The following is a 24,427-nucleotide window of genomic DNA, read 5'->3' on the forward strand; positions in this document are numbered from 1 at the left end:
AATGCGGTGATAGACTCGCCCCTGGGCTCGTCCGGGAGCGGCGCGAGCGAGCCGAGAGGAACGACATGGACGTAGACGACAGCCTGAGTTGCCTGGGCCGGGGAGTGGAACAGCTGGTTCCGGCAGCGGGGCTCCGGGAGAAGCTCGAGCTAGCCGAGCGAGAGGGACGGCAGCTGCGTGTGAAGCTTGGGGTCGACCCGTCGAGCAGCGACCTCCACGTTGGCCACGCGGTGGTACTGCGCAAGATGCGGCAGTTCCAGGATCTGGGTCACAAGGCGGTGCTCATCATCGGCGACCGGACGGCGACCATAGGTGATCCGTCGGGCCGTTCGAAGACGAGGCCCGTACTCACCCTCGAGCAGACGCGGGAGTTCGGCCGCACCTACCTGTCCCAGGCGACGCTCGTACTCGACGAGAACCCGGAGCGGCTCGAGGTCCGCCACAACTCGGAGTGGCTCGATGGGATCGACTTCGGCGAGATGATCCGGCTTGCCTCGACCTATACGGTCGCCAGGATGCTCGAACGCGACGACTTCACCAAGCGCTACGCCGCGGGCATACCCATCTCCATCCACGAGTTCCTCTACCCGCTTTCGCAGGCCTACGATTCGGTCGCGATCCGGGCCGACGTGGAACTCGGCGGCACCGACCAGTTGTTCAACCTGCTGGTCGGCCGCGACGTACAGCGCGCCTACGGCCTGGATCCGCAAGTGGCCCTGACCACGCCGCTGCTCGAGGGCACCGACGGGGTCGAGAAGATGTCCAAGTCGCTTGGCAACTATATCGGGATAACCGAGCCGGCAGAAGTGATGTTCAGGAAAGCGATGCAGGTGCCCGACTCGCTCCTCGTCCGCTACGCGGAGCTCACTACCGCTACCGAACTGGATCCTCTGCGCGAGCTGCTGGAGAGGGACCCTGTCGCCGCCCACCGGGTCTACGCCCGCGATCTGGTGCGCCTCTACCACGGCGACGAGCCGATCGCGCCGGCCGAGGAGCGCTACGATCAGGTTGCCAGGGGGGGCATCCCCGAGGAGCTCGACGAGGTCAGGGTCGAGAACGGGGAGCTCGACGGTGGCGCTATCGGCGTCCTCAAGCTCTTCACGCTGGCCGGGTTGACCGCCTCGAACGGCGAAGCGCGCAGGCTCATCGGCAACCGCGGACTGCGGGTGGATGGCGAGGTGCTTAGCGACCCCCAGGCGAAGGTCTCGCTCGAGCAGCCGCGGGTGCTGCAACGCGGCCGAGATCGGTTCGTGCGGGTCGTGGCCGGTTGAAGGGGTGAGCGACCGGCGCAGCGGTCGCGAGGCTCAGATCGCCAGTACCTTGGCGATCTCGTAGAGCTGCCAGTCGAGCTCCTTCTCCTTCTCGCAGGCTTCAACGAGGGGCACGAAAACGGCGCCGCGCTTGTCGACGCCCACCATCATCCCGGTCTTCCCCTTCAACAGTCCGATCACGCCGATGTAGCCGAGGCGGGACGCGAGCACCCGGTCGCGAGTTATCGGGGAGCCCCCACGCTGGGTGTGACCGAGGATCGAGGTTCGAACCTCGTAGCCGCACGCCTCGATGATGTGTGCCTGCAGGGCCAGCGCTCCGCCCGGGTAGGCGCCTTCGGCCACGACCACGATGCTCGAGCTCTTGCCACGTTCCTGGGCGTTGACGATCATCTTAATGACCTCGTCGCCACTCATCCTGATCTCGGGCAGGAGTATCGCCTCGGCCCCGCCGCCAACGCCCACGTTGAGGGCGATGTGTCCCGAGTGGCGGCCCATGACCTCGACGAGGAAGAGGCGGCCGTGCGAAGCAGCGGTGTCGCGAAGCCGGTCGATCGCCTCGAGCGCCACGTTTAGGGCGGTGTTGAACCCGATCGTCACGTCGGTGCCATAGATGTCGTTGTCGATGGTGCCGGGGATGCCGATCACCGGCACGCCCTGCTCCTCCCACAGCTTCGACGCCCCGCGGAACGAGCCGTCTCCGCCGATCACGACGAGGCCCTCTATGCCGTGCTTCCTCAGTTGCCTGGCAGCCTCGGCCCGGCCCTCCGGCTCCATGAACTGCTTGGAGCGGGCGGTGCGCAAGATGGTGCCGCCGCGCTGGATGATGTTGGCGACGGCTCGGGCCCCGACCTCTTCGATGTCGCCCTCGATCAACCCCTGGAATCCCCTGTAGATGACCGAGGTCTTGACGCCTTCGTGTATCCCGGTGCGGATGGTCGCTCTGATGGCAGCGTTCATGCCAGGCGCGTCGCCGCCACTGGTGAGGACCGCGATGTGGTTCACGGCCACCGAGTATAGCCCGTGCCCCAGGGAACGCGTTGTGTAATCATGTGGCGAGATGATTCTCTTTGCAGGCAAGGAACCCCCGCCGGAAAGTCGTGTCGCGCTGATGCCGAACTCGGTGGCCAGGCTCGTGGAACTCGGCTTCGAGGTTCGAGTGGCGAGGGGGATCGGTGACTCCCTACACCTGAATGACGAGAGCTACGAGGAGGCCGGGGCCAGGATCGTCGCCGACGACGAGCCGGGCTTCGCCGAGGCCGACTTGGTCGTGCGCCTGAACGCCCCGACGGCGGCGGAGGTTGAGGCGATGAAGCGGGGCTCGATCCTCGTTTCGTTCCTCGACCCGTTCCGGAACCCCGAACTGATCTCCCGCCTTGTGGGCCGCGGCATCAGCACTCTCTGCATGGAGCTCATCCCGCGCAGCACCTATGCCCAGAAGATGGATGCCCTCTCGTCGCAGGCGAGCCTGGCCGGGTACGCCGCCGTGATCGTGGCGGCCGAGCGGATAGACAAGGCGCTGCCGATGATGAGCACGCCCGCGGGAACGATCGCCCCGGCGCGAGTTTTCGTGGTGGGCGTGGGCGTCGCCGGCCTCCAGGCCATAGCGACCGCCAAGCGCCTGGGAGCGCGGGTCGAGGCGTACGACACCAGGCCGGTGGTCGAGGAGCAGGTCCAGTCGCTGGGCGCCCGGTTCGTGAAGATAGACGTGGGGGAGACCGGTCAGACGGAGCAGGGTTACGCGAAGGCGCTCACCGAGGAGCAACTGGAGATGCAGCGCAAGCAGATGGCCCGCTACTGCGCCAACTCCGACATCCTCATCACCACCGCGCAAGTGTTCGGCCGGCCAGCGCCGCGGATAATCACTGCCGAGATGGTAGCCGGTATGCGACCCGGCAGCGTCGTTGTCGACCTGGCCGCTTCGACCGGGGGCAATGTGGAGGGGACCGTCGCCGGCCAGGAGGTGGACGTGGGGGGCGTGCGGATCGTCGGGCTCGCGAACATGCCGGGGCAGGTGGCCCGAGACGCCAGCCAGATGTACTCCTCGAACGTCTACAACCTGATCGAGCACGCTTTCGACAAGGAGCTGGGCCGGCTCGAACTGGACACATCCGATGCCGTCGTCGACTCCTGCCTGCTCACGTCGGGCGGCGAAGTTCGCCACGAGCAGATCCGCGCCTTGGTGGAGGCCACCGCATGATCCTTCTCCTGTTCATCTTCGTTCTGGCGATCTTCCTGGGGCTGGAGCTCATAACCAAGGTCCCGTCCCAGCTGCACACGCCGCTCATGTCGGGCGCGAACGCGATCTCGGGGATAACCATAGTGGGTGCGATCGTGGCCGCCGGCAGCAGCGGCCCGTTCGCCACAATCCTCGGTTTCCTGGCGGTCGTCTTCGCTATGATCAACGTCGTCGGCGGATATATGGTCACCGACCGGATGCTGGCGATGTTCAGGAGCAAGGGGCGCTAGGTGGAACTCATCGTCCAACTCGCCTACATCGCCGCCTCGGTGATGTTCATCATCGGCCTCAAGATGTTGGGTCGCGCCGGCAGCGCGCGCAACGGTAACCTTCTCTCTGCCCTGGCGATGCTGGTCGCGATCGTGGCGACCCTGGTTCAGGGGGGACTCGACTTCACCTGGATAGTCGCCGGCCTGATCGTAGGCTCGGGCGTCGGACTCGTCGCGGCACAGAGGGTGCAGATGACCCAGATGCCGGAGATGGTCGCGCTCTTCAACGGCTCCGGAGGCCTCGCGAGCATGCTGGTCGGTTGGGCCGAATACCACAACGCGGGCGAAGTCCCCACCTTCACGGCGGTCGCCATCTTCTTCACCATCCTCGTGGGAGCCGTTGCCTTCACCGGCAGCGTCGTAGCCTACGGCAAGCTGGCGGAGCGCATCCCCGGCCGTCCGATCCAGTTCAGCGGGCAGCAGTGGGCCAACGCCCTGCTGGCTCTCGCCATCGTCGCCACTGGCCTGCTCTTCATCGCGACGCCCGAAACCAGCTATCCGATCTTCGTCGTGCTGATGCTGCTCTCGCTGCTCCTCGGCGTCCTGGCGGTCATCCCCATCGGCGGGGCCGACATGCCGATCGTTGTATCGCTCCTCAACTCCTACTCGGGCGTAGCCGCCAGTGCCGCGGGCTTCATCATCGGCAACAACGTGCTGATCGTGGCCGGCTCGCTGGTAGGCGCCAGTGGCCTGATCCTCACGCAGATCATGTGCAAGAGCATGAACCGGTCGCTGGCCAACGTGCTTTTCAGTGGCTTCGGCGCGGCAACCGGGGGCGCCTCGCGCGAGGTCGAGGGGGAGGTCCAGCCGATTTCGGCCGAGGACGCCTACTTCATCCTGGAGGCGGCTCGCAGCGTACTGTTCGTGCCCGGCTACGGGATGGCGGTAGCCCAGGCGCAGCACGCCGTTCGCGAACTCGCCGACCTGCTCGAGGCCAACGGTGCAGAGGTGCGCTACGCCATCCACCCGGTCGCCGGCCGCATGCCGGGCCACATGAACGTCCTGTTGGCCGAGGCGAACGTTCCGTACGAGCAGCTCGTCGAGCCGGAGGACGTGAACCCGACCATGGCAACGGTGGACGTCGCCGTCGTCATCGGCGCCAACGATGTCGTGAACCCGGCTGCCCGCGAGGACCCCGGTTCGCCGCTATACGGGATGCCGATCATCAACGTCGATGAGGCGAAAACGGTGTTCGTGCTCAAGCGGAGCATGAAGCCGGGCTTCTCGGGCGTGGAGAACGAGCTCTTCTACAAGCCCAACACGAGGATGCTGTTCGGCGATGCGAAGGCCAGCCTGTCGACGCTGGTCTCCGAGTTCAAGGAGGCGGAGGCGGCGTAGGCGGCGGCCCCGGCCGGCTTCGCTCGTGGACGGCTGGAGCCCTGGCGAACGGGTGGCGTCCCGTTCCACCGAGGTGAGCATGATCGAAGGCTTCCACCACGTAGTCATCTTCTGCAGCGATACCGAAGCCTCGCGGGCGTGGTACGGACGGGTCGGCTTCCGCTACCTGCGTGGCTACGAGGGGATGCACTGGTTCGCTCTCGGCGACGCCGAGATAATGCTCCACCCCGGCGGCAGGAGGGGGCGCGATTCGAAGCCGAACCTGCACGTCTCAGTTCGTGATGCGGCCGCCGAGCTCGCGCGACTGAACGCCGTGGGCATCGAGGCGTTCGATCATCAGGATCCGGCTGGGCCGATCACCGAACCGGTGACGCGTCCCTGGGGTGACGTCGAGTTCGAGATCTACGACCCCGACGGTCAGATCTGGGTGTTCACCGAGACTGGCTAGGGCGCGCCCAGCCTCGTAGGCGAAGCTTCGCCGTATGCAGCGAGGTTGACAACACCAGACTCAGATTTCATAATACTCCTCATGGATGCCGAGAGGCTGACCGAATCAGCTCTGCAGGCGGTGGCGTCGGGCCAGCAGGTAGCCCGTGCGAGGCAGCACCAGGCCTTCGGGCCTTTGCACCTGGCGACCGCCCTGCTCGCCGACGCGAGCGGCGCCCCAGCGAGGGTAGTCCAGCGGGCCGGGGGCGAACTGCAGCAGATACAAGCGGCGCTCGACGCTGCGCTGGCCAGGCTCCCGCGAGTTTCGGGCGATACCCAGGCCGGCCAGTACATGGCGCCGGAGCTCGCGCGAGCCTTCGACGAGGCCGACCGCCTCGCTCGCGAGTGGGGCGACAGCTTCGTGGCTGCCGACGCTCTACTGGTCGCCCTGCGACAGACTGCCGGTCGTGATCTGGCGATGCTTCCTGAAGGCGACTCGCTGGTGGCGGCTGCGAGCGAGATCAGGAAGGGACGCACAGTGGACAGCAAGACAGCCGAGGGCAGCTTCGAGGCCCTCGAGAGATACGGAATAGACCTCACCGAGCGAGCCCGCGACGGGAAGCTCGACCCGGTGATCGGCCGCGACGAAGAGATACGCCGCACCATCCAGATCCTTCTGCGTCGCACCAAGAACAACCCGGTGCTCATAGGCGATCCCGGGGTAGGGAAGACCGCGATCGCAGAGGGGTTGGCGGTTCGCATCGTCAACAAAGACGTTCCCGAGGGACTGCAGGGCAAGCGGATCGTCCAGCTCGACATGGGTAGCCTGCTCGCTGGTGCCAAGTACCGCGGCGAGTTCGAGGAGCGGCTCAAGGGCGTGATCAAGGAGACCGTCGACTCGGGCGGCGAGATCGTGCTGTTCATCGACGAGCTGCATACGATCGTCGGCGCCGGGAAAGCAGAAGGAGCGGTCGACGCGGGGAACATGCTCAAACCGCCGCTGGCCCGCGGCGAACTGCGGATGATCGGCGCGACCACCTTGAGCGAGTACCGCGAGATCGAGAAGGACGCAGCGCTCGAACGGCGCTTCCAGCCCGTGCTGGTGGACGAGCCATCGATCGAAGAGACGATCAGTATCCTCCGCGGCATCAAGGAGAAGTACGAGGTCCACCACGGGATCCAGATTTCGGACCCCGCGATCATCGCAGCGGCAGTCCTGTCACACCGTTACATCTCCGACCGCCGGTTGCCCGACAAGGCCATCGACCTGATAGACGAAGCGGCCTCGCGCATCCGGGTACAGCTGGAGAGCCTGCCCGAGGAGATAGACGACCTGAGACGGCGCAAGCTGCAGCTCGAGGTCGAGCTCCAGGCGCTCAGGCGGGAGGAGGACCCCGAGTCGGCTCAGAGGCTCGTGCGGCTCGAGGAGGAGCTCAGGGCCATAGAGGACCGTATGTCCGAGGCGCAGGCCGGTTGGGAGGCCGAGAAGCAGATCCTCGACCAGCTGCGCGAGGTCCAGGAGGAGCGCGACCGGGTCAGAACCCAGATCGAGGCTGCCGAACGCGACTACGACCTCAACCGGGCCGCGGAACTGCGCTACGGGCAGCTGCCCAAGCTGGATCAGCAGTTCCGGGAACTGTCCGCGAAACTCGAGAATGCCGAATACGTGCGGCTGGAAGTGGGCGAGGACGAGATCGCCGAGGTAGTCTCGCGAACTACCGGCATCCCCGTGTCGCGCCTCGTCGAGAGCGAACGGGAGAAGCTGCTCGACCTCGAACGGGCGCTGCACCAACGGGTCGTGGGACAGGACGAAGCCATCGATGCAGTGGCCGACGCCATCAGACGTTCACGAGCCGGGCTCTCGGACCCGAACCGACCGATCGGCTCGTTCATCTTCCTCGGCCCGACCGGAGTAGGGAAGACCGAGACGGCCAAGGCGCTGGCCGAACAGCTGTTCGACAGCGAGGAGAACATGATCCGTCTCGACATGTCGGAGTACATGGAGAAGCACACGGTCGCCAGGCTCATCGGGGCACCGCCAGGCTACGTCGGCTACGAGGAGGGTGGTCAGCTTACCGAAGCGGTACGCCGCCGGCCCTACTCGGTCCTGCTCTTCGACGAGATCGAGAAGGCCCATCCCGATGTCTTCAACGCCCTGCTGCAACTACTCGACGACGGCCGACTTACCGACGCTCACGGCCGCACCGTCGACTTCCGCAACACGGTGGTGATCATGACCAGCAACATCGGTTCCCCTCAGATCCTCGAGATGAGCCGAGCCGGTGCCGACCAGAGCGAGATCAGGAGCGCGGTGATGGGACAGCTGCAGCAGCACTTCCGCCCCGAGTTCCTCAACCGCGTCGACGACATCATCGTGTTCCATGCGCTCGACCGCGAACAGGTCGGCGCGATAGCCGAGATCCAACTCGATCGACTGCGCGAACGTCTGGCCGAGCGGCGCATCCAGCTCGAACTCTCGCCCGCCGCCCTCGAACAGCTCGCCGCCGTGGGATACGACCCCGTCTTCGGCGCCCGACCCCTCAAACGGGCCATCCAGCAGCTGATCGAGACGCCGCTCTCGCGCAAGATCATCGCCGGCGAGGTAGGCGACGGAAGTCTCGTTCGGGTGGAGCCGAGCAGCGACGGATTCAGCTTCCAGACGGTGGAAGCCGAGCCGGTCGCGAACTGACGGGCCACGCCTCCACGAGGGGGCCCAGGGCCGGCTTCGCGCCGGCATGGGCCCCGCGGTAGCATTGGCGAATGGTCGACCTCTGCTTGATCGTTCCCCATCCCGACGACGAGGTCTTCGGTTCCGGCGGCCTCTTCCGCCGCATGACCCAACACGGCAAACGCGTCGTCACCATCACCCTCACACGGGGCGGCGCCGGCCGCACCCTCGAGCTGTGCAGCCGGGAGGAGCTACCCGCCTGCCGCGAGCAGGAGCTCAGGCGTTCACTGTCCGCACTGGGTGTTCGGGACGACGACGTCTACATCTTCGACTATCCGGATTTCGTCACCGCCGCCGACCGCGGCATGGATCCGCGACCGGGGCTGCAGGGTGAAGACCAGGGGGAGGTGGCCGGCCGGATCAGCGAGATAATCGACCACGTGTCGCCACGCGTCATCCTCACCTTCCCGCCCAACGGCGCCAACGGTCATCCGGACCATGTCGTCACGAACCGCCTGGCGCTGGCCGCGATCGAGTCAGCTCGCAGCAGGCCGGAGAAACTTTTCTACTTCGCCAGCGAACGTCCTTATCAGGGGCCTGTGCCCGCGGGCTTCCTCGAAGCCGAGGAGCTGAAGGCCCGGCACCTGGCGCCGACCCATTACGTCGAGCTCGGCTGGGAAGTCGAGGCGAAGCTGCGGGCGATGGCGCAGCACGAGACGCAGGCACGCAGCGTGCTCATGTACATGCGCCGCTTCTCCCGCCGGCTCATGGTGGAGAGTTTCCACCAGGCCGTGCCGGTACCTTCGCAGGAGGAGTTGGGGGGCCAGACCGTTTACTGGCTCTGAACCTGGGGCGACCTAGGAGGATGGCCGAGAGTGGGCGCGTGGTACCGTATTCTCGATGTTCGGAAGCGGTGAGCTGAGCGATCTCGAGCCTGTGCGCCAGGCGCTGGCCCAGGGGAGATACGACGCCGCCTTCGCTCTTCTCGAGAGCGCCGTACGGCGTCGTCGCAGGCGTCGCAGCAGGGCCCTCTACCGCCTTCATCTCGCCGGCCTCTACGCTCTCTACGGCGACGAAGGGCTCGAGGAGGGCTCGCTGGCCCTCAGGAGCGCCGTAGAAACCGATCCCGCAATTACCGAACTGGTCCTCTATCAGGCCCTCTACTGGGAGTTCGGGGCGCTGGCTGGGGAGAGCGCGCGGGCCGTGAAACGCGGTCTCAAGGAGGTCCGCGAGTCCGGCGACGCGGAGGCCCTCTATCACGCCGCCAGCGCCCTGTTCACCGCCGGCGCGCTCGAGGATGCGCTGCACTACCTCGCCGCTCTCGAGGAGCCGGAACTTCCCAGCTACCTGGGCTGGCGCCGCTGGTCGCTGGTGGGGCTCATCGAGGAGCAGCTGGGCCGGCTCGATGGCGCCGCTGCCGCCTTCGAGCGATCGGTTCAGCTCGCCTCCGGCACCGACCAGCAACTCGAGCGCCTCGCGCTCGCCGGTTGCCTGATAGAGATGCGCCGCGGCGAAGCAGCGCTGCTGGTGCTGGGCGGCGTCGACGAATCGCTGCTCGAGCTCGAGGACGATCTCGCCCACCTGCGCTACCTCACCGGCCGAGCCGAGTTCGAGCGTGGCAACCCGAACAGGGCGCTCGAGCTGCTCGCCGAAGCGAGTACCCTCGCCGGTGACGAGGGGGAGCAGCTCTATGCCGTTCGTCTCGCCCAGGGTCAGGTGATGCTGAGCCTGGGCAACTACCGTGAGGCAGCCGAGCTGTTCCAGGATGCCGCCGGGAGCGCGGCCGACGACCAGGTTTCGTACGCGCTGCACGAGTGGTCGCTGGCGCTGATGGAAGCCGGGGACCTCGACGCCGCCCAGGATCACCTCGAAGAGGTGGTTGCCGACCTCTCCTATGCCTACCGGGCCGACGCCCTCGCCGATCTCGCCGAGGTGCTGTTCAAGCTTGGCAACTTCGACCGTTCCGCCGTTCTGGCAACCCAGGCTCTGGAGTCGGGGGCGACGGCAGCCGCCTGTTTCACGCTCGGCTCGATAGCCTACGAGTACTTCCGACTGGACGAAGCGGTCACCTGGTTCGAACGGGCCGCCAGCGCCAGCGAGCCCGGTGAGCCCGTCTGGGTTCTCGCCCAACAGCTCCTGGCCGACGTCTTCGCTCAGAAGGGGCCCGAGGTCGCCGAGCGTCTCGCTACCCACGCGCGAGCCGCCCTTGCCTACACCGACCCGAGTAACGAGTGGTTCCTGCCGCTCAAGGGCTATCTGGAGTCGGCCGAACAGCAGCTGGGTGGTCATCGCCGGGTAGTCAACTAGAGCCGCGGCCGAACCCGTGGAAGGTCTGCTCATCGCCGAGGAGCTCCGTCGCCTCGCGCCGCTCCTGCCCGCGGGCCGCAACGCCTGGCGCTTTCCCGATCCGCAGACCTTCGTCCTGCCGCTCGAGCAAGGCGGAGCCCTCTGGCTCTACAACCGGCCGCCCGAGCCGCGCCTGGAACTGCTCTCCACCGCCCCCCGCCCGGGCCGCACCCACAGCGGATTCCAGGATCTGCTGGCGGCCAGGGCGAGCGGGGACCTCGTAGCGGTCCGCCAGCGCAAGCTCGACCGCGTGGTCACCCTCGAATTCGGCGCCGCCACCGGTTTCGTGGAGACGCCCGCCGTCCGGCTGGTAGCCGAACTCACCGGGCGCAACTGCAACCTCATCCTCCTCGACGAGGAGGGGATCGTCCTGGGTGCGGCCCGCGAGATCACCTCGGAGGTCAACCGTTTCCGACAGGTGGTGTCGGGGCGTCCCTACCGGCCTCCACCCCCCTACGAGAAGCTCGATCCCAGGGAGGCGTCCAGGGAGGAGCTCAGAGGGACGCTGGAGGGGCGACAGCTCCGCCACCTCAGGAAGGTTGTCGACGGGATCGGGCCGCGGCTCACCGCTGCGCTCGCCCGCACGGCCCGCGTGAGCGAAGATCGGCCATTGCAGGGGGCCGAACTGGAACGGGCGGCCGCGGCCCTCGTCGAGCTCACCAACGAGCCCACCCGAACGATGCAACGCGCCCTAGGGCTGCCCGACGCAGCGACGCAGCGAGAGACGGAGCGGCGCGACGAGCTGAGCAGGCGCTTGCGCGAGCGGATCGCACGTGAACTCGACCTGGTGCGCAAGCGCCTGGGCGATCTGGAGAGGGCCCGGGCCGGGATCGAGGAAGCTGACACGCTGAGAAGGACCGGCGAGCTCCTGCTCGCCTTCGCCCACGAGGTTCCCGGCGGCAGCGACGAGGTCACGCTCGACGACTTCACGGGGGAAACCGTCACCATCCGCCTCGACCCCGCTCGCAACGCCGCCGCCAACGCGCAGGCCTACTTCGACCGCGCTCGCAAGCGGGAGGGGAGAGCGCGCCAGGCGGAGTCGCGAGAGCCGGAGCTGCGGGAGCGAGAGGAGGAGCTGAGCGCGCTGGTCGGGAGGCTTGACGATCTCGGCGACGCGGAGCTGGAGCAGCTTCAGGTGCGGTTCCTGCCCTTCGAGCGGACCCAGCGCCGGCGTGGCGTGGGGGCCAGGTACGTGGGGCCCCACGGACTGCCGGTGCTGGTGGGCCGGAACGCCAGGGAGAACGACGAGATCACCTTCAAGATCGCTCGCAGTCGGGACGTGTGGCTGCACGTACAGGGTTATCACGGTTCGCACGTCATCATCCAGGCCGAGAACAGGGAGGTTCCGTTCGACACGATCCTGTTCGCCGCCCAGCTGGCAGCCGGATACTCGAAGGCCGCCGGGTCCGACAACGTGCCCGTCGATTACACCCTCAGGAAGAACGTCTGGAAGGTGAAGGGCCAGCCGGCCGGTTCCGTCAACTTCACCCGCCACAAGACCGTCTACGTGACGCCGGATCGACGGCCCGAGACGGAGTCGACGGAGCAGGGCCGCAGGGAGTAGCACCGCTACGGCCGGCCCTCCGGCACGGAGTTAGACTCTAGCTCATGCTGCGCCGACACCGCGCGCTCTCGGGCGCCTCGCTGGCCCTGCTGCTCGTCGTCGCTCACGCCGTGAACGATTCGTTCAGCGGCATGCTCTCTGCCCTCCTGCCAACCTTCCAGCTGCGCTTTGGCGCGAGTGAGACGCTGCTCGCCACGCTCGTCGCGACCCAGTCGTTCTCCTCGTCGGTGACCCAACCGGTCTTCGGCGCGTTGGCCGATCGCCTCGGTCGGCGCATCGTCGGGGCGCTGGGTGTGGTCACCTCCTCGGCACTGCTGAGCCTGATGGGGCGGGTCGAGTCTGTGTGGCTGCTCTTCGCGCTCCTGCTCGTTGGCGGTCTCGGCTCTGCTGCCTTCCACCCGTCTGGCACCAGCATCGCCCGCGCTGCCGCCCGCTCGACGAAAGGGTTGGCTGTCGGCATCTTCAGCGCCGGGGGAACGATCGGGCTGGCGTTCGGGCCGCTGATCATCGGCTACTTCATCATCAACGACCTGCTCGAGTTCAGTCCCTGGCTGATGATCCCGGGCCTCATCCTGGGAGCTCTGCTCTACCTCCTGGTGCCGGTGCAGGAGCGGGCGCCCCGCGAGAACAGGCCCAAGCTGTTCGACGCCGAGCTGTTCAGGGGGCCAGTCGGGACCCTCTGCTTCGCCGGCATCCTGCGCTCGATCGCCTGGGTAACGCTGATAAACGGCGCCCCCTTGTGGCTCGTGCACGAACGAGGGATCGCGGCAGATAGCGCCACCCTCTTCTGGACCCTGACCTTCTTCTCCTTCTTCGGCGGCCTCGGCGGCATCGCCGCCGGCTACCTGGAGAAGCGGCTGGGCAGAGAGGCCCTGATCAGCGGCAGCATGCTCCTGGCGCTCATCCCGCTGTACGCGCTCTTCCTCCTGCCTGCCGGCTCGCCGGTCTACTTCCTGGCCGTGGCGCTGGCCGGCGCCCTGGTCAACGGCGGTCTGCCCCTCATGGTGGTGAGCGCTCAGGATCTGGCTCCGCACGCCATGGGAACGGCCTCGGGGATGCTGATGGGGCTCACCTGGGGCACCGCCGGTGTCGTCTACATCCTCGTCGGCGGTCTGCAGGAGGCGATCGGGATCGGCCCGGCAATGGCTATCTCCTTCTCGACCCTGGTACCCGGTTCGCTGCTGGCGCTGAAGGTGCTCCGAGGCAACGCCCAGGCCCTGAGCGCCGACTGAGGGGAGCGTTCATCCGCGTTCAGACTCCGTTCGGGGCCGTCCTATTAGGCTAGGCCCGTGTTGGAGGGAAGTGTGCCGTTGAGACTCGAAGGAACAGCATCGATGCTTGCCGAGGTGCACGGCAGGCAGGTATCGATCCTGCTGGTGGAGGACAGTGAGGACGACGCCCTGCTCACCCTGCGTGCCCTGAAGAAGAGCACGGTCGAGCTGGAAGAGGTCGTTGTCGTAGCCGACGGGATCGAAGCCGAGGATTACCTCTTCACCCGGGGCAAGTTCGAGAAGAGGAACGGCGCGATCATGCCGAAACTCATCCTTCTCGACATCAACCTGCCGCGCATGAGCGGCCTCGAACTCCTGAGGTCGCTCAGGTCCGACCCTCGGACCAGGATCGTGCCCGTGGTGATGCTCACTTCCTCGGCGGCCGAGCAGGATCTGGTGAGCAGCTACGGCGCCGGGGCGAACGGCTACATCCAGAAGCCGGTCAACTCCAGCGACTTCGAGGAGGTCGTCCAGAAGGTGGTCAAGTACTGGCTCGAGATCAACCGAGCGCCGGGCGACTGGATGACGGGAGTGGCCAGCCAGCAAGCCTGACGCGACCGGTCCAGCCTGCACCAACCTCCGTCAGGAGCGGGAACGCGAGCGTCACTGAGATAATATGGCTCGATGTACCTGCGCACGTTCGGTGGTCTGGCTATCGAAGGTACCGGCTTCCGACGGCTGAAACCGCTGCTCCTCGCCGCCTACCTGGCCCATGCCGGGCCCACGCCGCGGCGCTACCTGGCCGAGATCTTCTGGCCGGGTGCGAGCGACGCGATGAACAGCCTCTCGGTCGCCCTGTCGCAGTTGCGCCGGGGCGCGCCGGGGGCTGTCGATGCGGACGACATCAGGGCGTGGTCCGACCTGGACAGCGACGCGGGTGAGTTGCGCCGCGCCTTCGAGACGGCCGCTTACGATCGCGTGGCGGAGATCTACAGTGGGGCCTTCCTCGACGGGGTGGACCTCGACATGAGTGAGGAGTTGGAGGAGTGGCTCTTCGACACGCGCGAGAGCCTGGCCCGCACGGCGCGCGAAGCGCTTCTGCGGTCGGCCGAACTGAGCGCGGGCAAGAGTAGGTTCGACGAGGCCGGACGGCTGGCCGAGCAGGCCCTGAGGACCGCTGGAGCCGGAGAACCCGAACCGGAGGAGCTGTTGCGTTTCGGCATCCTCCTGTCCGCCGCCAGGAGCCCGTCGATCGCGGAACTGCGGCGCTTGGCGCAGGAGTACGGTCTCTCGGCAGATATGCCGCCGGAGCAGGCGCGCGCCCGGTTGGCCAGGGTCCTGGTGGGCAGGGAGTCGGAGTTGACGCGCCTCTCTGCTCTCGCTCCCGGCGAGTGGGCCTGGGTGACGGGCGCCTCAGGGATGGGCAAGACCGCCCTCCTGGGTGAGCTCGAAGGCACCTACCTGCCGGCTCGGGAAGGTCTGCCGTACGCGACTCTCGAGCCACTGTTGGCCGAGACCCTGGGAGCAAGCGAGACGCTGATGCTCAAGAGGCTTTCGAGCCTCGAGGGCACGGTGATGGTGGATGACTGGGAGCAGACGGACGAGGAGAGCCGGAAGCTCCTGACCAGGCTGCGTCACCTGCGGCCGCGCGTCAACCTGATCATCGCCTCTACCTGCCCGCCGCTGCTGCCGGTAGAGGTCGAGCTCACCCTTGGCCCGCTGTCGGTTGATGCCCTGGGCCCCTACGCCGACTCGCTCGAACAGACGGGGGGCCTTCCAGAACTGGTGGGGGCCCTGATGAGGGACGATTCGCTCGAGGCGGCCCTAGAGCGCCGACTCGACCAACTGGGCCCCGACGCCAGGCGCCTCTACCTCGCTCTCGCCCTGCTGGAACGGGGCGACGTCTCGCTGGTCCGGCGTGCGCTCTCGCTCCCCAGCGTCGAGACCGCCACCGCCCTGGGCGAGCTCCTACCCACCGGTCTGGTCGAAGCCTCGGGTGCCGTACGGGCGCGCCAGGCGGCGCTCGACTACCTGACCTCGCGACCGAACGAGATGGGGCAGTTGGCGCTCCAGCTGGCCCGCGAACTCAGCGGGGTCGAGGCTTTCCCTCTGTACGAGCGAGCCCGGGCGTTCTGGGAGGAGAACGATCTGCCGCGTGCCGCGGCCGCCTACCTGGCCTGGGGCGAGGAACTCCTGCGCAGAGGATTCGCCCGACGCAGCGCCGAGCTGCTGTCCGAAGCGCCATCGACCGAGGAGGTTATCCTGCTCTGGAGCCGCGCGCTCGAGCAGGCCGGCCAGTACAAGGAAGCGCTCGAGCGTCTGGGTCGACTGCCCGAGACTCCCCTCGTCTCGGCCCTCAAGAGTGCCCTGTACTGGCGTCTGGGCCGCCCCGCCGATGCCGAGGCGGCCGCGCAGAGAGGGCTGGAAGGGGAGACCGAGGCCCGGGCCGAGTCGCTCAATACCCTAGGCGTCCTGGCCAGGTCGCAGGGAGCGTTCGAGGAGGCGGCGAGCCACGCGCGCCGCGCCGCCGCCCTGTGGCAGGCCCTCGGCAATCAGAACCGTTGGGTGTCGACTCTCAACAACGTCGGGATCGCCGCCGCCCTTCAGGGCAAGTCTGCCGAGGAGGCTTTCGCCGAGGCGCTCGAGGCCTCGGGTGACAACTCGCTGCTGCGGGCGCGCACCCTTCTGAACGTCGGCTGGGCACGAGAGCAGCAGGGGCAGCTGGCGCACGCCGAGGAGGCGTTCCTCGAGGCCGCCCGACTGGCGGCCGAGGCGGGGGTTACCGAGGTCGCTGCCTGGGCCTGGAACAACCTGGGAGTTCTCTTCCACCGCCAACCTCAGGCGGAGAAGGCCAGGGACGCCTACGAGCAGGCGTTGGCTCTCGCGCAGCAGGCCGGTGAGCAGCGGATCCTCGGCATGGTGCTGGCGAACCTCGCCGAACTGACGTCGAACTACGAGGCGTGGGAGGAAGCGCTGCGGATCCTCGAGAAGTCCGGGCACGAGATGATCGCTACGAACTTCCGGGAGAGTCTCGACGCCGACCATCCCTTCGCGAGACGAAGCGAGGAATCTGGCGGAGGAGAGAGCTGAGCTGTCATATCCTCCTGTCAGTCGTTCAGGCCCGATTCAGAGTACCGTCGGTACTGTCCGATCGTAGGCTGGACTAATATCCGACTTACTCATAGGGGAGGTAGGCATGTCGCGCGAACGTCTTCGAGCCAACTTGATCGTCGTCCTGCTGCTGTGCAGTGCTTTGCTGGTGGGTTGCAGAACCTCCGGATCTCCGGAGGCGACCTTCAGGCAGCTATCGGTAACAGCGGATCTCGATCTCGACTACGCACTCCGCGGTGAAGTGGTCTCCGGAAAGGTCTACGGTGACAACGCCAGGGGTGTGAAGGTCAGCGTCGCCGGGATCCCGGCTGAAGTAACCGTCCTGACTGGCAACACTTTCGAGTTCGTCGTCCCCCAGGCAGCTCCTACGGGCCGGCAGCAGGTCGTCGTCGAGCTGCAGACGAGGACCCTGGACCATGTTCTGTACGTGCTCGGCGACGACGTCGATGAGCGCGTGTTCTCGCTGACGCTGGCGCCGGGTACGACTACCGAGGAGTTGGCCGAGGCACTCGCGGGGATCGACTACGAGCTCGTTTCGGGGCCTTACTCGCTCGGGGCCGATGCCGGCGTGTGCAGTGGCGAGAGGGTCGAGATCAGGGTCTCCGGGATGGGAACCGGCTGGGCGCTCACCCAACTGAACCAGCTCGCCGGCGGAGGCGTGGTGCTCGGGAGCGATCCGCTCACCGGCTACTCGTCGGGAGCCACCTCACCGCTTTCGGCCATCGGGGGCCGACTGGCGAGGAGCCGCGGCCTCACCGGGTCCGGTACGATGATCGCCGTTCTCGACACCGGGGTATCGAGCCATACCGAGCTGGGCAGCAGACTGCTCACAGAGCAAGGCTACGACTTCGTCGACCTGGGATCGCCGCCGGTCGATGATTACCCGGGCGGTCACGGTACGCCGGTCGCGGTTCTGGCCGCCGGCACTCTCTCGGGCGTGGCGCCCTCGGCTTCCATCCTTCCTGTGAGGGTGTGTAACGGGAACGGAATCTGCTACAGCGACGACGTACTCGCTGGTATCTGCTACGCACTTGCGACGGCCGAACGAAGCGGCCCGGGTATGGACGATCTCGTTCTCAACCTGAGCTTCGGAGGCGAGACGCCGGTCGATTCCGTAGCCCAGGCACTGGCGTTCGCGGTAGAGCGCGGCGCGGTGGTGGCCGCTTCGGCCGGCAACGGGGGTGGGCGAGGCTCGCCCGCCCACTATCCGGCGGCACACGACCTCGAAGGAGTGGTCGTTACCGGAGCGCTCGACGCCTCGCTCCTCGACGAGCTGCTCGGCAAGTGGTCGCCTGCGTCGTTCAGCACGCGCGGGAACTACGTGGACATCGCGGCTCCGGGCGTCGCCCTCAGGAGCGGTAGTCCCGACGGCCTCTACGGCACCGGCTACACCGGCACGTCGTACGCCTCGGCGTTCACGGCGGGCGCGCTGGCGCTGTGGCAGGAGGTGCACCCCGAGCTCACGGCGCCCGAGATCGAAGCCGGTCTCGAAGCGGCCGCCGAGCCCCTGCCCTACCCGGAGACGGCGGTGGGCGCCGGCATGCTCGACGTATCGACCGATCCTTGAACGAACTGAGGGTGCCGTGACCGGCTGGTCACGTACCCAGGAACGTAGGCGGCAGTAAGAATCTGCCGGCAGCACGTGAAATTGGAGGTCGCCACCGGGAACCCAGTGGCGACCTTGCTGATGGTTGCCGGCTTACCGGGTCTCGCGCAGCAGCTCTTCGAGGCGGTCCCAGGTCTCCGTCACGCCCTGCAGCATGCCCATGTCGAGTACCGTCTTGAGCGCATCTGCCGACGCGTACTGGGAACGGCTCACCACCTTCGTCCTGCCTCCGAGGTCGATGAACTCCACCGTCGCAGTAGTTGCCGGCAGTTCACGGTTGATATTCCCTTCGGCATCCGAGAAGTAGTCGGTGTACGCGATCTTCACCGGTACTTCGATCTCGTGGAAGATCTGCTTGCCCCAAGACTCCATCCCGAAGAAGTCCCCCTGGTTCTCGTCGACACACTTCATGCAGTAGTGCCACTCGCCGCCCGGCCTGAAGTCGAGTCTGCACACCGGCAGCTCCCAACCTTTCGGTCCCCACCAGTTCTCCAGGTGTTCGCACTTCGAGAACATCTCGAAGACGAGCTCCCGCGGAGCCTCGAAGACGCGCTCCAGTACCAGTTCCTTCTCGTTCTCGACTCTCGAATTCATCTTGCTTGCGGTGGTCATGGCATCCCTTCGACTCTCTAGCGATCTCGTTCGCTGTTCTTCGTCTGCAGATTCCTTAGATACTCATCCAGCTGGTCGAGTTTCTCCTCGGTTATGGGGCGGAAGGAGTGAAGCCAGGCATCGAGCGCACGGAACGGCTCGGGGCGCAGTCGATAGATCCTGCGGTTCGCGTCCGCTCTTACTTCCACGATCCCGCTCTCGCTCAGGACCTTCAGGTGCTTGGAGGTCTGCGGTTGCTTGAGCTCCAGTCGATCGGCGATCTCTCCTACGGTCTTCGGGCCGCTCCGCAGGAGCTCGACTATCCGCATGCGGTTCGGTTCCGCCAGTGCGCCCATCGCCGACGAACGGAGAGCCGCGCTCTCGGTCGCTACCTCTTCGGAAGGCCCCCTGCTCCGATCTCGTTTCACCTCCTTCTCGTTCATCCTGATCCCTATATACTCTCCAGAGCATATTCCTGTCAAGGCATATGCCGTCCGAATGACGGATCCCGGACGTCAGACGCGGGAACGAGGTGACGTGGCGAGCTGTTCGACGACAGGTCCGACGGTTACGACCAGTGGCCGCGCCCAGATTCTCCCTTGGAGGGGTCTGGGGAAAGGCTCGAGTGACCCGCTAAGCCTTGCCCTTCGAACCGAAGACAGCGATCCGGTCTTTCACCAGCTCCTTCATCTGCTCCCTGGCCGGGCCGAGGATCTTGCGCGGGTCGAACTCCTGAGGCTTGTCGCGCAGTATCTCGCGTACGGCGGCGGTGAAGCCGAGGCGCAGGTCGGTGTCGGTGTTGATCTTGGCGATCCCCTCCTTCACGGCCTGACGCACGTCATCCTCGTGGATACCGACGGCGTTGGAGAGCTCGCCGCCTGCCGCGACCAGGCGTTGGACGACCGAAGCAGGGACACCGCTGGCTCCGTGCATCACCAACGGTTGTGGGAGACGCGCTGCGATCTGCTGGATCCGCTCGTGGTCGATGAAGGGCCTCGTCTTGCCCTTGTTCGGCCCGTGCGATGTCCCTATCGCTACGGCAAGATAGTCGGCCCCGCTCTCCTCCATGAACCGTACGGCTTCGTCCGGCTTGGTGAGGATCGCATCCTCTTCGGCCACCACCACGTGCTCTTCGACTCCACCCAGGCGACCGATCTCGGCCTCTACCGTCACGCCTACGGCGTGGGCCGCCTCTACTACCTTGCGGGTCTCGGCGACGTTCACCGACTCCTCCTCGTGCGATTTGTCGATCATCACCGAGGTGAAGCCCAGGCGGATGGCCCTCATGCACGATTCGAACGAGGAACCGTGGTCCAGGTGGATCGCTACCGGGACCGATATCTCGCTGCCCATGGTGCGGACGATGTCTACCAGCTGCCGGCCGCCGTACTTGAGGCCGCCTTCGGAGATCGCGACGATCACAGGCGATCGGCTCTCCTCGGCCGCTTCGAGTATCGCCTGGGTGATCTCCATGTTGTTGGTGTTGAAAGCGCCTACGCCGTAGCGGCCAGCTCTCGCGGCCGCAAGGATCTCGAGCCCGCTTCTCAGTGCCATTCGGCGAGTATATCTGCGCGCGCGGAACGGGCGCAAAAAGGATGAGCTACCGGCCCTCGCCGCTGCCGCTGCGATGCAGCCACTCCACTACCGCCAGGCAGGCCATCTCGACCGCATGCGCGATTCGCCAGCGAGCCTTGTCGCGTTCGCCGACCGTGTTGCTGATACCCCTCACCTCGGCGAAAGGCGCCTCCAGCGCCAGCGCTACCTGAGCCGCCGCCGCCCCTTCCATCGACTCGACGGCGACCTCGAAGCGGGCCCCGGTGCCCATCGCGCCCGTGACTCCCGTTACGGTCTCTGAGGTCCCGAATGGTACCAGCGGGTGGACTCCGCCTGCGATCTCCGAGCTCAGCTCCCGGTCTACCGGTATGCGGTTGTAGTAGGTCGCGGGGGAGGTGAGGAGGGGGAGGCCCATCCTCTCCATGCCTTCGAAACCGTCCCTGGTGATCACGCCACTGTCCAGGTGGGTCTCCTCACTCGCCACCGCCACATCCCCCACACTCAGGCCGAAGCCGGGGAAGGCGCCGCCTATGCCCACCTGGATCACCGATACCGGTTCGAGCCGGGCGATGGCGAGCGCCAGGCCTGCCGCGGTGTTGACCTTGCCCACCCCGAAGGTCGCTACCGCCACCGGCGCCCCGTGGAGCAGACCCCGCCGAGCGTCGCCGTGACGCAGCTGCAGGCTGCACGACTCCTCGAGTTCCTCGTGCAGCGGTGCGACCTCCGCCGCTGTCGCGGCGATGATCAGGTGCGCGGGCGCGGTCCGTGCCAGGGGCGCCTAGGCGGCCTTCGCCGGGATGTCCAGGAGAGCTTGAACGAAGGCGGCCGCGTCGTAAGGCTGGAGATCCTCGGCCTTCTCGCCCACGCCGATGAACTTGATGGGTAGTTCCAGTTCTCGGGTGATGGGTAGGAGGATGCCCCCCTTGGCGCTGCCGTCGAGCTTGGTCACGATGACACCGGTGACGCCGACCGCCTCGTGGAACTTGCGTGCCTGCTCCAGCCCGTTCTGGCCGGTCACCGCATCGAGCACCAGCCAAACCTCCTTCGGCTCGCCGGGATCGGCCTTGCCGACCACCCGCTTCACCTTCTTCAGCTCCTCCATCAGGTTGTGTTTGGTGTGGAGCCGACCGGCGGTGTCGACGAAGAGCAGATCGAGACCCTTCGCCCGCCTCGACTGGGCGGCGTCGAAGGCGACGGCGCCGGGGTCGCTGCCGTCCGGCCCCGATACCGTCGGGATCCCCAGGCGTTCACCCCACAGCTCCAGTTGAGCGGTTGCCGCCGCACGGAACGTGTCACCAGCGGCGAACATCACCTTATGGTTCCGCTCCTGGTAGTAGCGCCCCAACTTGGCGATGGTCGTCGTCTTGCCCACGCCGTTGACCCCCACTACCATGACGACCTTGCCTTTCGGTTCCACCATGTGCCTGGTCACGTCGAGGTCGAACCCTACCCGTCGCAGCTTCTGGCGCATCCTGTTCGGCTCCAGCTGGTCGAGCAGAGCCTTCTCCAGCGCCTCACGGAACGACATACCTCGCTCGCGCTCGCGCTTGGCGTCGGCGACGACCTCAGAAGCGATGCGGGCCCCTACGTCGGCCCCTATGAGCGCGAACTCGAGCTCGTCCCAGTCCAGCTCCCAGCTGCGGGAGGCGTCCTGGTTGAGGACGTCGCGGGTCTTGCCGAGCCCCTGGCGCAGCCTGTCGAACCACGACATCAGCTGCCGGCACCCGTCTTCTCGGCGGTCGCGGCCTTGCCAGCCTCGGCGGCCTCCTTCTGAGGATTGTCGTCCGGGAGGCCGGCGTTGATCGCGTGGATCGCCTTGCCGATCCGGTTAAGGACCCTCGCCTTGCCCAGGATGGTTATCACGTCCACCACCGACGGGGAGTTGGTGCGCCCGGTGATCGCCGCCCGGAGCGGCATCATCACCTTGCCCATCCCTACGCTCTGCTCCTGCACGTAGTCGTGGATCAGCTCGTCGACACTGTCGTAGTCGAAGAACTCGACCATCGACAACTCCCGTTCCAGATCCTCCAGATACGATTGACCGGCGGCTAGCCGCTTGCGGGCGTCCTCGTCGTAGCTCACTTCCTCCTCGAAGAAGTAGCCGCTCTGATCGACGAAGTCGTTGAGCGTTTCGACCCGCGGCTGAAGCACGTCGATCACGTCGAGCAGGTAGTCGTCGTCGGACCACTCGTAGCCGGCAGCGCGTAGGAGCGGAGCGGCCCGCCGGCCCACCTCCTCCAGCGGCAGCAGTTCGCGCAGGTATTTGGCGTTGAAGTGGCGGAGCTTCTTGAGGTCGAAGACAGGGCCCCCCAGCGAGATGCGCTCGATGGAGAAGGCGGCGATCATGTCATCCAGGCTGAAGAACTCGCGCCCGTCGGGCATGCTCCAGCCCATGTTCGCGAGGAAGTTGAGGAGGGCTTCGGGCAGTATCCCCTGCGATCGGTACGAGTCGACGCTCGTGTCGAGCTTGCGCTTGCTGATCTTGGTCTTGTTCTGATCCGGGTTGCGCAGCAGCGGGAGGTGCGCGAACACCGGGAGGTCCCAGCCGAACGCCTCGTAGAGCAGCACGTGGATGGGCGTCGAGGTGACCCACTCCTCGGCGCGCATCACGTGGGTTACGCCCATGAGGTGATCGTCGACGACGTTGGCAAGGTGGTAGGTCGGGTAGCCGTCGCTCTTCAGGATCACCGGGTCGCGGATCTCCCGGTTCTGGATGGTGATCTCGCCGCGTAGCTCGTCGTGGAAGCTCGTCGCTCCGTCGTCGGGGGTGACCAGTCGAACCACGTGGGGCTCGCCGGCCGCGGCCCGTCGCTCCTGCTCCGAGCGGGGCAGGTTGCGGCCACGGCCGTCGTAACCGGGGTCCTGACCTCGGCGCTTCTGTTCGCGGCGCATCTCGTCGAGTTCCTCGGCGGTCTCGAAGGCGCGGTACGCCTTCCCGTCGGCCAACAGAGTGTGGACATGCTGCCGGTAGGTCTCCAGCCTTTCACTCTGCCGGTAGGGACCGTTCGGCCCGCCTGCTCGAGGGCTCTCGTCGGGCTCGAGGCCCAACCAGCTCATCATCTCCAGGATCCGCTGCTCGGACGTGGGGTTGTAACGCTCTCGGTCGGTGTCCTCGATCCTCAGGATGAAACGCCCGCCGCGGCTCTTGGCGAGCGCGTAGTTGAACAGTCCGACATATGCTGTTCCGACGTGCGGGTCGCCCGTCGGTGAGGGCGCGATTCGGGTCACGACAGTCATGGGGAACCCTCCCTTGTCCCGGCATTCTAGCTCAGCGGGGTCACCGTCCGTGTTGCCCCTGGGCCGCTGACAACGCGCTTTCTGCCGCGCCCCAAGCCTCGTCCGGGTCGGCAGCGACTACCCCGCGGAGGAGCCTATCCGTGCCAGGGGATCCCCACCGCGAGCGAGACCAGGGTCAGTACCGCGATCACCCAGAGGTAGGGGGCGAACATCCTGAAGCGGCCCATGCGGAGCAGGCGGAAGAGCCAAGCCAGCGCCAGGTAGCCGGTGACGAAAGAGGCGACCGTCATGGCAGCGAGCGCCGCGAGGGGTATCTGGGCGCCGCGTACTTCGGAGACTCCCAAAAGGGCGACGCCCAGCGAAGCCACGAGGTAGAGCAGGAACGAGAAGCGGGCCGCGAGTGCGCCCTCGGCACCCCGTCCCAGCATCGTTGCGATGGTCATTCCCGAGCGTGAGATGCCGGGTGTGACCGCGACACCCTGGGCGACGCCGGTGATCAGGGCATCGCGGAAGGTCAGGTCGTGCGGGCTCTTCTTCGTCCCTGACCTCGGGGTGAACCAGAGGACGAGGCCCGTAACTATGAGGGCCAGGGCCACGGGCAGGGGTCGGTTCAGCGAGTGGAAGACCTCCTTGAGCAGGAGCCCGATGATCGCCGTCGGTACCGAACCCGCCAGCACCAGCAGGGCCAGGCGCCAACCATCGGTTCTTCGGCCGGCCGCGCCGGCGACGCCGGCGAAGAAGCCGCCCAACGCCATCGCTACGTCACGCCGCAGGTAGATCAGGACGGCCAGCAACGTCCCGGTGTTGGTCGCGATGTCGACAGCGAGCGCCAACGACTCGCCGGGACCGCTGAAGCCGAAGTAGTAGTTGGCCAGGACCAGATGGCCTGAGGAGGAGACGGGAAGGAACTCGGTGAGTCCCTGGACCACACCCAGGACGATCGCTTCGAAGACGCTCATGCAGCCCTACCTCATCGAGAAGAGGGGTCGGAGAGCGCTC

21 protein-coding genes are annotated in these 24,427 nt (G+C 66.6%); 13 read left to right on the top strand and 8 right to left on the bottom strand.

Going from position 1 to position 24,427, the window contains the following annotated elements; translation table 11 throughout:
• Positions 1–65 precede the first annotated feature (65 nt).
• Positions 66–1,271 carry a tyrosine--tRNA ligase gene (gene tyrS, locus VF168_11410; GenBank protein HEX7004780.1) on the top strand — a complete coding sequence of 402 codons (1,206 nt, stop codon included), beginning with the start codon at positions 66–68 and terminating at the stop codon, positions 1,269–1,271.
• 33 nt (positions 1,272–1,304) lie between these two features.
• Here the strand turns inward: tyrS and pfkA are convergent, their stop codons facing one another.
• Positions 1,305–2,273, bottom strand: coding sequence for a 6-phosphofructokinase (pfkA, locus tag VF168_11415; protein ID HEX7004781.1), 969 nt, complete (start codon positions 2,271–2,273; stop codon positions 1,305–1,307).
• A gap of 55 nt (positions 2,274–2,328) precedes the next feature.
• Between pfkA and VF168_11420 the strand changes: the two genes are divergently transcribed.
• The 12 genes from VF168_11420 to VF168_11475 all read left to right on the top strand — a co-directional run bounded on the left by VF168_11420 (position 2,329) and on the right by VF168_11475 (position 18,007).
• Entirely contained in the window at positions 2,329–3,468 is a 1,140-nt protein-coding gene (locus VF168_11420; GenBank protein HEX7004782.1) for a Re/Si-specific NAD(P)(+) transhydrogenase subunit alpha, read from the top strand.
• A complete protein-coding gene (locus VF168_11425) occupies positions 3,465–3,737 on the top strand; it encodes an NAD(P) transhydrogenase subunit alpha (GenBank protein HEX7004783.1) in 273 nt (90 codons plus the stop codon). Before VF168_11420 ends, VF168_11425 begins: the two co-directional genes overlap by 4 nt.
• Positions 3,738–5,114 (top strand): NAD(P)(+) transhydrogenase (Re/Si-specific) subunit beta, encoded by a 1,377-nt coding sequence (locus VF168_11430; protein ID HEX7004784.1) that lies wholly within the window; start codon positions 3,738–3,740, stop codon positions 5,112–5,114.
• Between the two features lie 79 nt (positions 5,115–5,193).
• The gene (locus VF168_11435; protein ID HEX7004785.1) at positions 5,194–5,562 is read left to right on the top strand and encodes a VOC family protein; all 369 of its coding nucleotides are present in this window, start codon (positions 5,194–5,196) and stop codon (positions 5,560–5,562) included.
• A gap of 81 nt (positions 5,563–5,643) precedes the next feature.
• A complete protein-coding gene (gene clpB / locus VF168_11440; GenBank protein HEX7004786.1) occupies positions 5,644–8,229 on the top strand; it encodes an ATP-dependent chaperone ClpB in 2,586 nt (861 codons plus the stop codon).
• 71 nt (positions 8,230–8,300) lie between these two features.
• Complete coding sequence (locus VF168_11445; protein HEX7004787.1) at positions 8,301–9,053, top strand: PIG-L family deacetylase; 753 nt, start codon at positions 8,301–8,303, stop codon at positions 9,051–9,053.
• A 55-nt stretch (positions 9,054–9,108) separates the two neighbouring features.
• The gene (locus tag VF168_11450; protein ID HEX7004788.1) at positions 9,109–10,515 is read left to right on the top strand and encodes a tetratricopeptide repeat protein; all 1,407 of its coding nucleotides are present in this window, start codon (positions 9,109–9,111) and stop codon (positions 10,513–10,515) included.
• Positions 10,516–10,531: 16 nt separating this feature from the next.
• Entirely contained in the window at positions 10,532–12,118 is a 1,587-nt protein-coding gene (locus tag VF168_11455; protein HEX7004789.1) for an NFACT family protein, read from the top strand.
• Between the two features lie 44 nt (positions 12,119–12,162).
• Positions 12,163–13,350, top strand: coding sequence for an MFS transporter (locus VF168_11460; GenBank protein HEX7004790.1), 1,188 nt, complete (start codon positions 12,163–12,165; stop codon positions 13,348–13,350).
• Positions 13,351–13,407: 57 nt separating this feature from the next.
• Positions 13,408–13,941, top strand: coding sequence for a response regulator (locus VF168_11465; GenBank protein ID HEX7004791.1), 534 nt, complete (start codon positions 13,408–13,410; stop codon positions 13,939–13,941).
• Positions 13,942–14,013: 72 nt separating this feature from the next.
• Positions 14,014–16,419 carry a tetratricopeptide repeat protein gene (locus tag VF168_11470; GenBank protein HEX7004792.1) on the top strand — a complete coding sequence of 802 codons (2,406 nt, stop codon included), beginning with the start codon at positions 14,014–14,016 and terminating at the stop codon, positions 16,417–16,419.
• 106 nt (positions 16,420–16,525) lie between these two features.
• Positions 16,526–18,007: a S8 family serine peptidase gene (locus tag VF168_11475; protein ID HEX7004793.1), complete on the top strand. Its 1,482-nt coding sequence runs from the start codon at positions 16,526–16,528 to the stop codon at positions 18,005–18,007.
• Between the two features lie 132 nt (positions 18,008–18,139).
• On the opposite strand, the gene VF168_11480 is transcribed toward VF168_11475, so the two are convergent.
• The 7 genes from VF168_11480 to VF168_11510 all read right to left on the bottom strand — a co-directional run bounded on the left by VF168_11480 (position 18,140) and on the right by VF168_11510 (position 24,387).
• Positions 18,140–18,658: an SRPBCC domain-containing protein gene (locus VF168_11480; protein ID HEX7004794.1), complete on the bottom strand. Its 519-nt coding sequence runs from the start codon at positions 18,656–18,658 to the stop codon at positions 18,140–18,142.
• A 17-nt stretch (positions 18,659–18,675) separates the two neighbouring features.
• On the bottom strand, positions 18,676–19,080 hold the full coding sequence (locus VF168_11485) for a metalloregulator ArsR/SmtB family transcription factor (GenBank protein HEX7004795.1): 405 nt from the start codon (positions 19,078–19,080) through the stop codon (positions 18,676–18,678).
• 190 nt (positions 19,081–19,270) lie between these two features.
• Entirely contained in the window at positions 19,271–20,191 is a 921-nt protein-coding gene (fba, locus tag VF168_11490) for a class II fructose-1,6-bisphosphate aldolase (GenBank protein HEX7004796.1), read from the bottom strand.
• A gap of 46 nt (positions 20,192–20,237) precedes the next feature.
• A complete protein-coding gene (mqnB, locus tag VF168_11495; GenBank protein ID HEX7004797.1) occupies positions 20,238–20,963 on the bottom strand; it encodes a futalosine hydrolase in 726 nt (241 codons plus the stop codon).
• A 6-nt stretch (positions 20,964–20,969) separates the two neighbouring features.
• Positions 20,970–21,902, bottom strand: coding sequence for a signal recognition particle-docking protein FtsY (gene ftsY, locus VF168_11500; GenBank protein HEX7004798.1), 933 nt, complete (start codon positions 21,900–21,902; stop codon positions 20,970–20,972).
• On the bottom strand, positions 21,902–23,428 hold the full coding sequence (gene gltX / locus VF168_11505; GenBank protein HEX7004799.1) for a glutamate--tRNA ligase: 1,527 nt from the start codon (positions 23,426–23,428) through the stop codon (positions 21,902–21,904). The genes ftsY and gltX overlap by 1 nt, the downstream gene beginning before the upstream one ends.
• 134 nt (positions 23,429–23,562) lie before the next feature.
• Complete coding sequence (locus VF168_11510; protein ID HEX7004800.1) at positions 23,563–24,387, bottom strand: undecaprenyl-diphosphate phosphatase; 825 nt, start codon at positions 24,385–24,387, stop codon at positions 23,563–23,565.
• Positions 24,388–24,427: the final 40 nt, after the last annotated feature.

The organism is Trueperaceae bacterium, from assembly GCA_036381595.1.
Classification (GTDB): Bacteria; Deinococcota; Deinococci; order Deinococcales; family Trueperaceae; genus DASVCN01.

Coding starts and splice junctions, on each gene's coding strand:
- tyrS (HEX7004780.1), top strand. CDS start 66: ATGGACGTAGACGACAGCCTGAGTTGCCTGGGCCGGGGAGTGGAACAG.
- VF168_11420 (HEX7004782.1), top strand. CDS start 2,329: ATGATTCTCTTTGCAGGCAAGGAACCCCCGCCGGAAAGTCGTGTCGCG.
- VF168_11425 (HEX7004783.1), top strand. CDS start 3,465: ATGATCCTTCTCCTGTTCATCTTCGTTCTGGCGATCTTCCTGGGGCTG.
- VF168_11435 (HEX7004785.1), top strand. CDS start 5,194: ATGATCGAAGGCTTCCACCACGTAGTCATCTTCTGCAGCGATACCGAA.
- clpB (HEX7004786.1), top strand. CDS start 5,644: ATGGATGCCGAGAGGCTGACCGAATCAGCTCTGCAGGCGGTGGCGTCG.
- VF168_11445 (HEX7004787.1), top strand. CDS start 8,301: ATGGTCGACCTCTGCTTGATCGTTCCCCATCCCGACGACGAGGTCTTC.
- VF168_11450 (HEX7004788.1), top strand. CDS start 9,109: ATGTTCGGAAGCGGTGAGCTGAGCGATCTCGAGCCTGTGCGCCAGGCG.
- VF168_11460 (HEX7004790.1), top strand. CDS start 12,163: ATGCTGCGCCGACACCGCGCGCTCTCGGGCGCCTCGCTGGCCCTGCTG.
- VF168_11470 (HEX7004792.1), top strand. CDS start 14,014: ATGTACCTGCGCACGTTCGGTGGTCTGGCTATCGAAGGTACCGGCTTC.
- VF168_11475 (HEX7004793.1), top strand. CDS start 16,526: ATGTCGCGCGAACGTCTTCGAGCCAACTTGATCGTCGTCCTGCTGCTG.
- VF168_11480 (HEX7004794.1), bottom strand. CDS start 18,658: ATGACCACCGCAAGCAAGATGAATTCGAGAGTCGAGAACGAGAAGGAA.
- VF168_11485 (HEX7004795.1), bottom strand. CDS start 19,080: ATGAACGAGAAGGAGGTGAAACGAGATCGGAGCAGGGGGCCTTCCGAA.
- fba (HEX7004796.1), bottom strand. CDS start 20,191: ATGGCACTGAGAAGCGGGCTCGAGATCCTTGCGGCCGCGAGAGCTGGC.
- ftsY (HEX7004798.1), bottom strand. CDS start 21,902: ATGTCGTGGTTCGACAGGCTGCGCCAGGGGCTCGGCAAGACCCGCGAC.
- gltX (HEX7004799.1), bottom strand. CDS start 23,428: ATGACTGTCGTGACCCGAATCGCGCCCTCACCGACGGGCGACCCGCAC.
- VF168_11510 (HEX7004800.1), bottom strand. CDS start 24,387: ATGAGCGTCTTCGAAGCGATCGTCCTGGGTGTGGTCCAGGGACTCACC.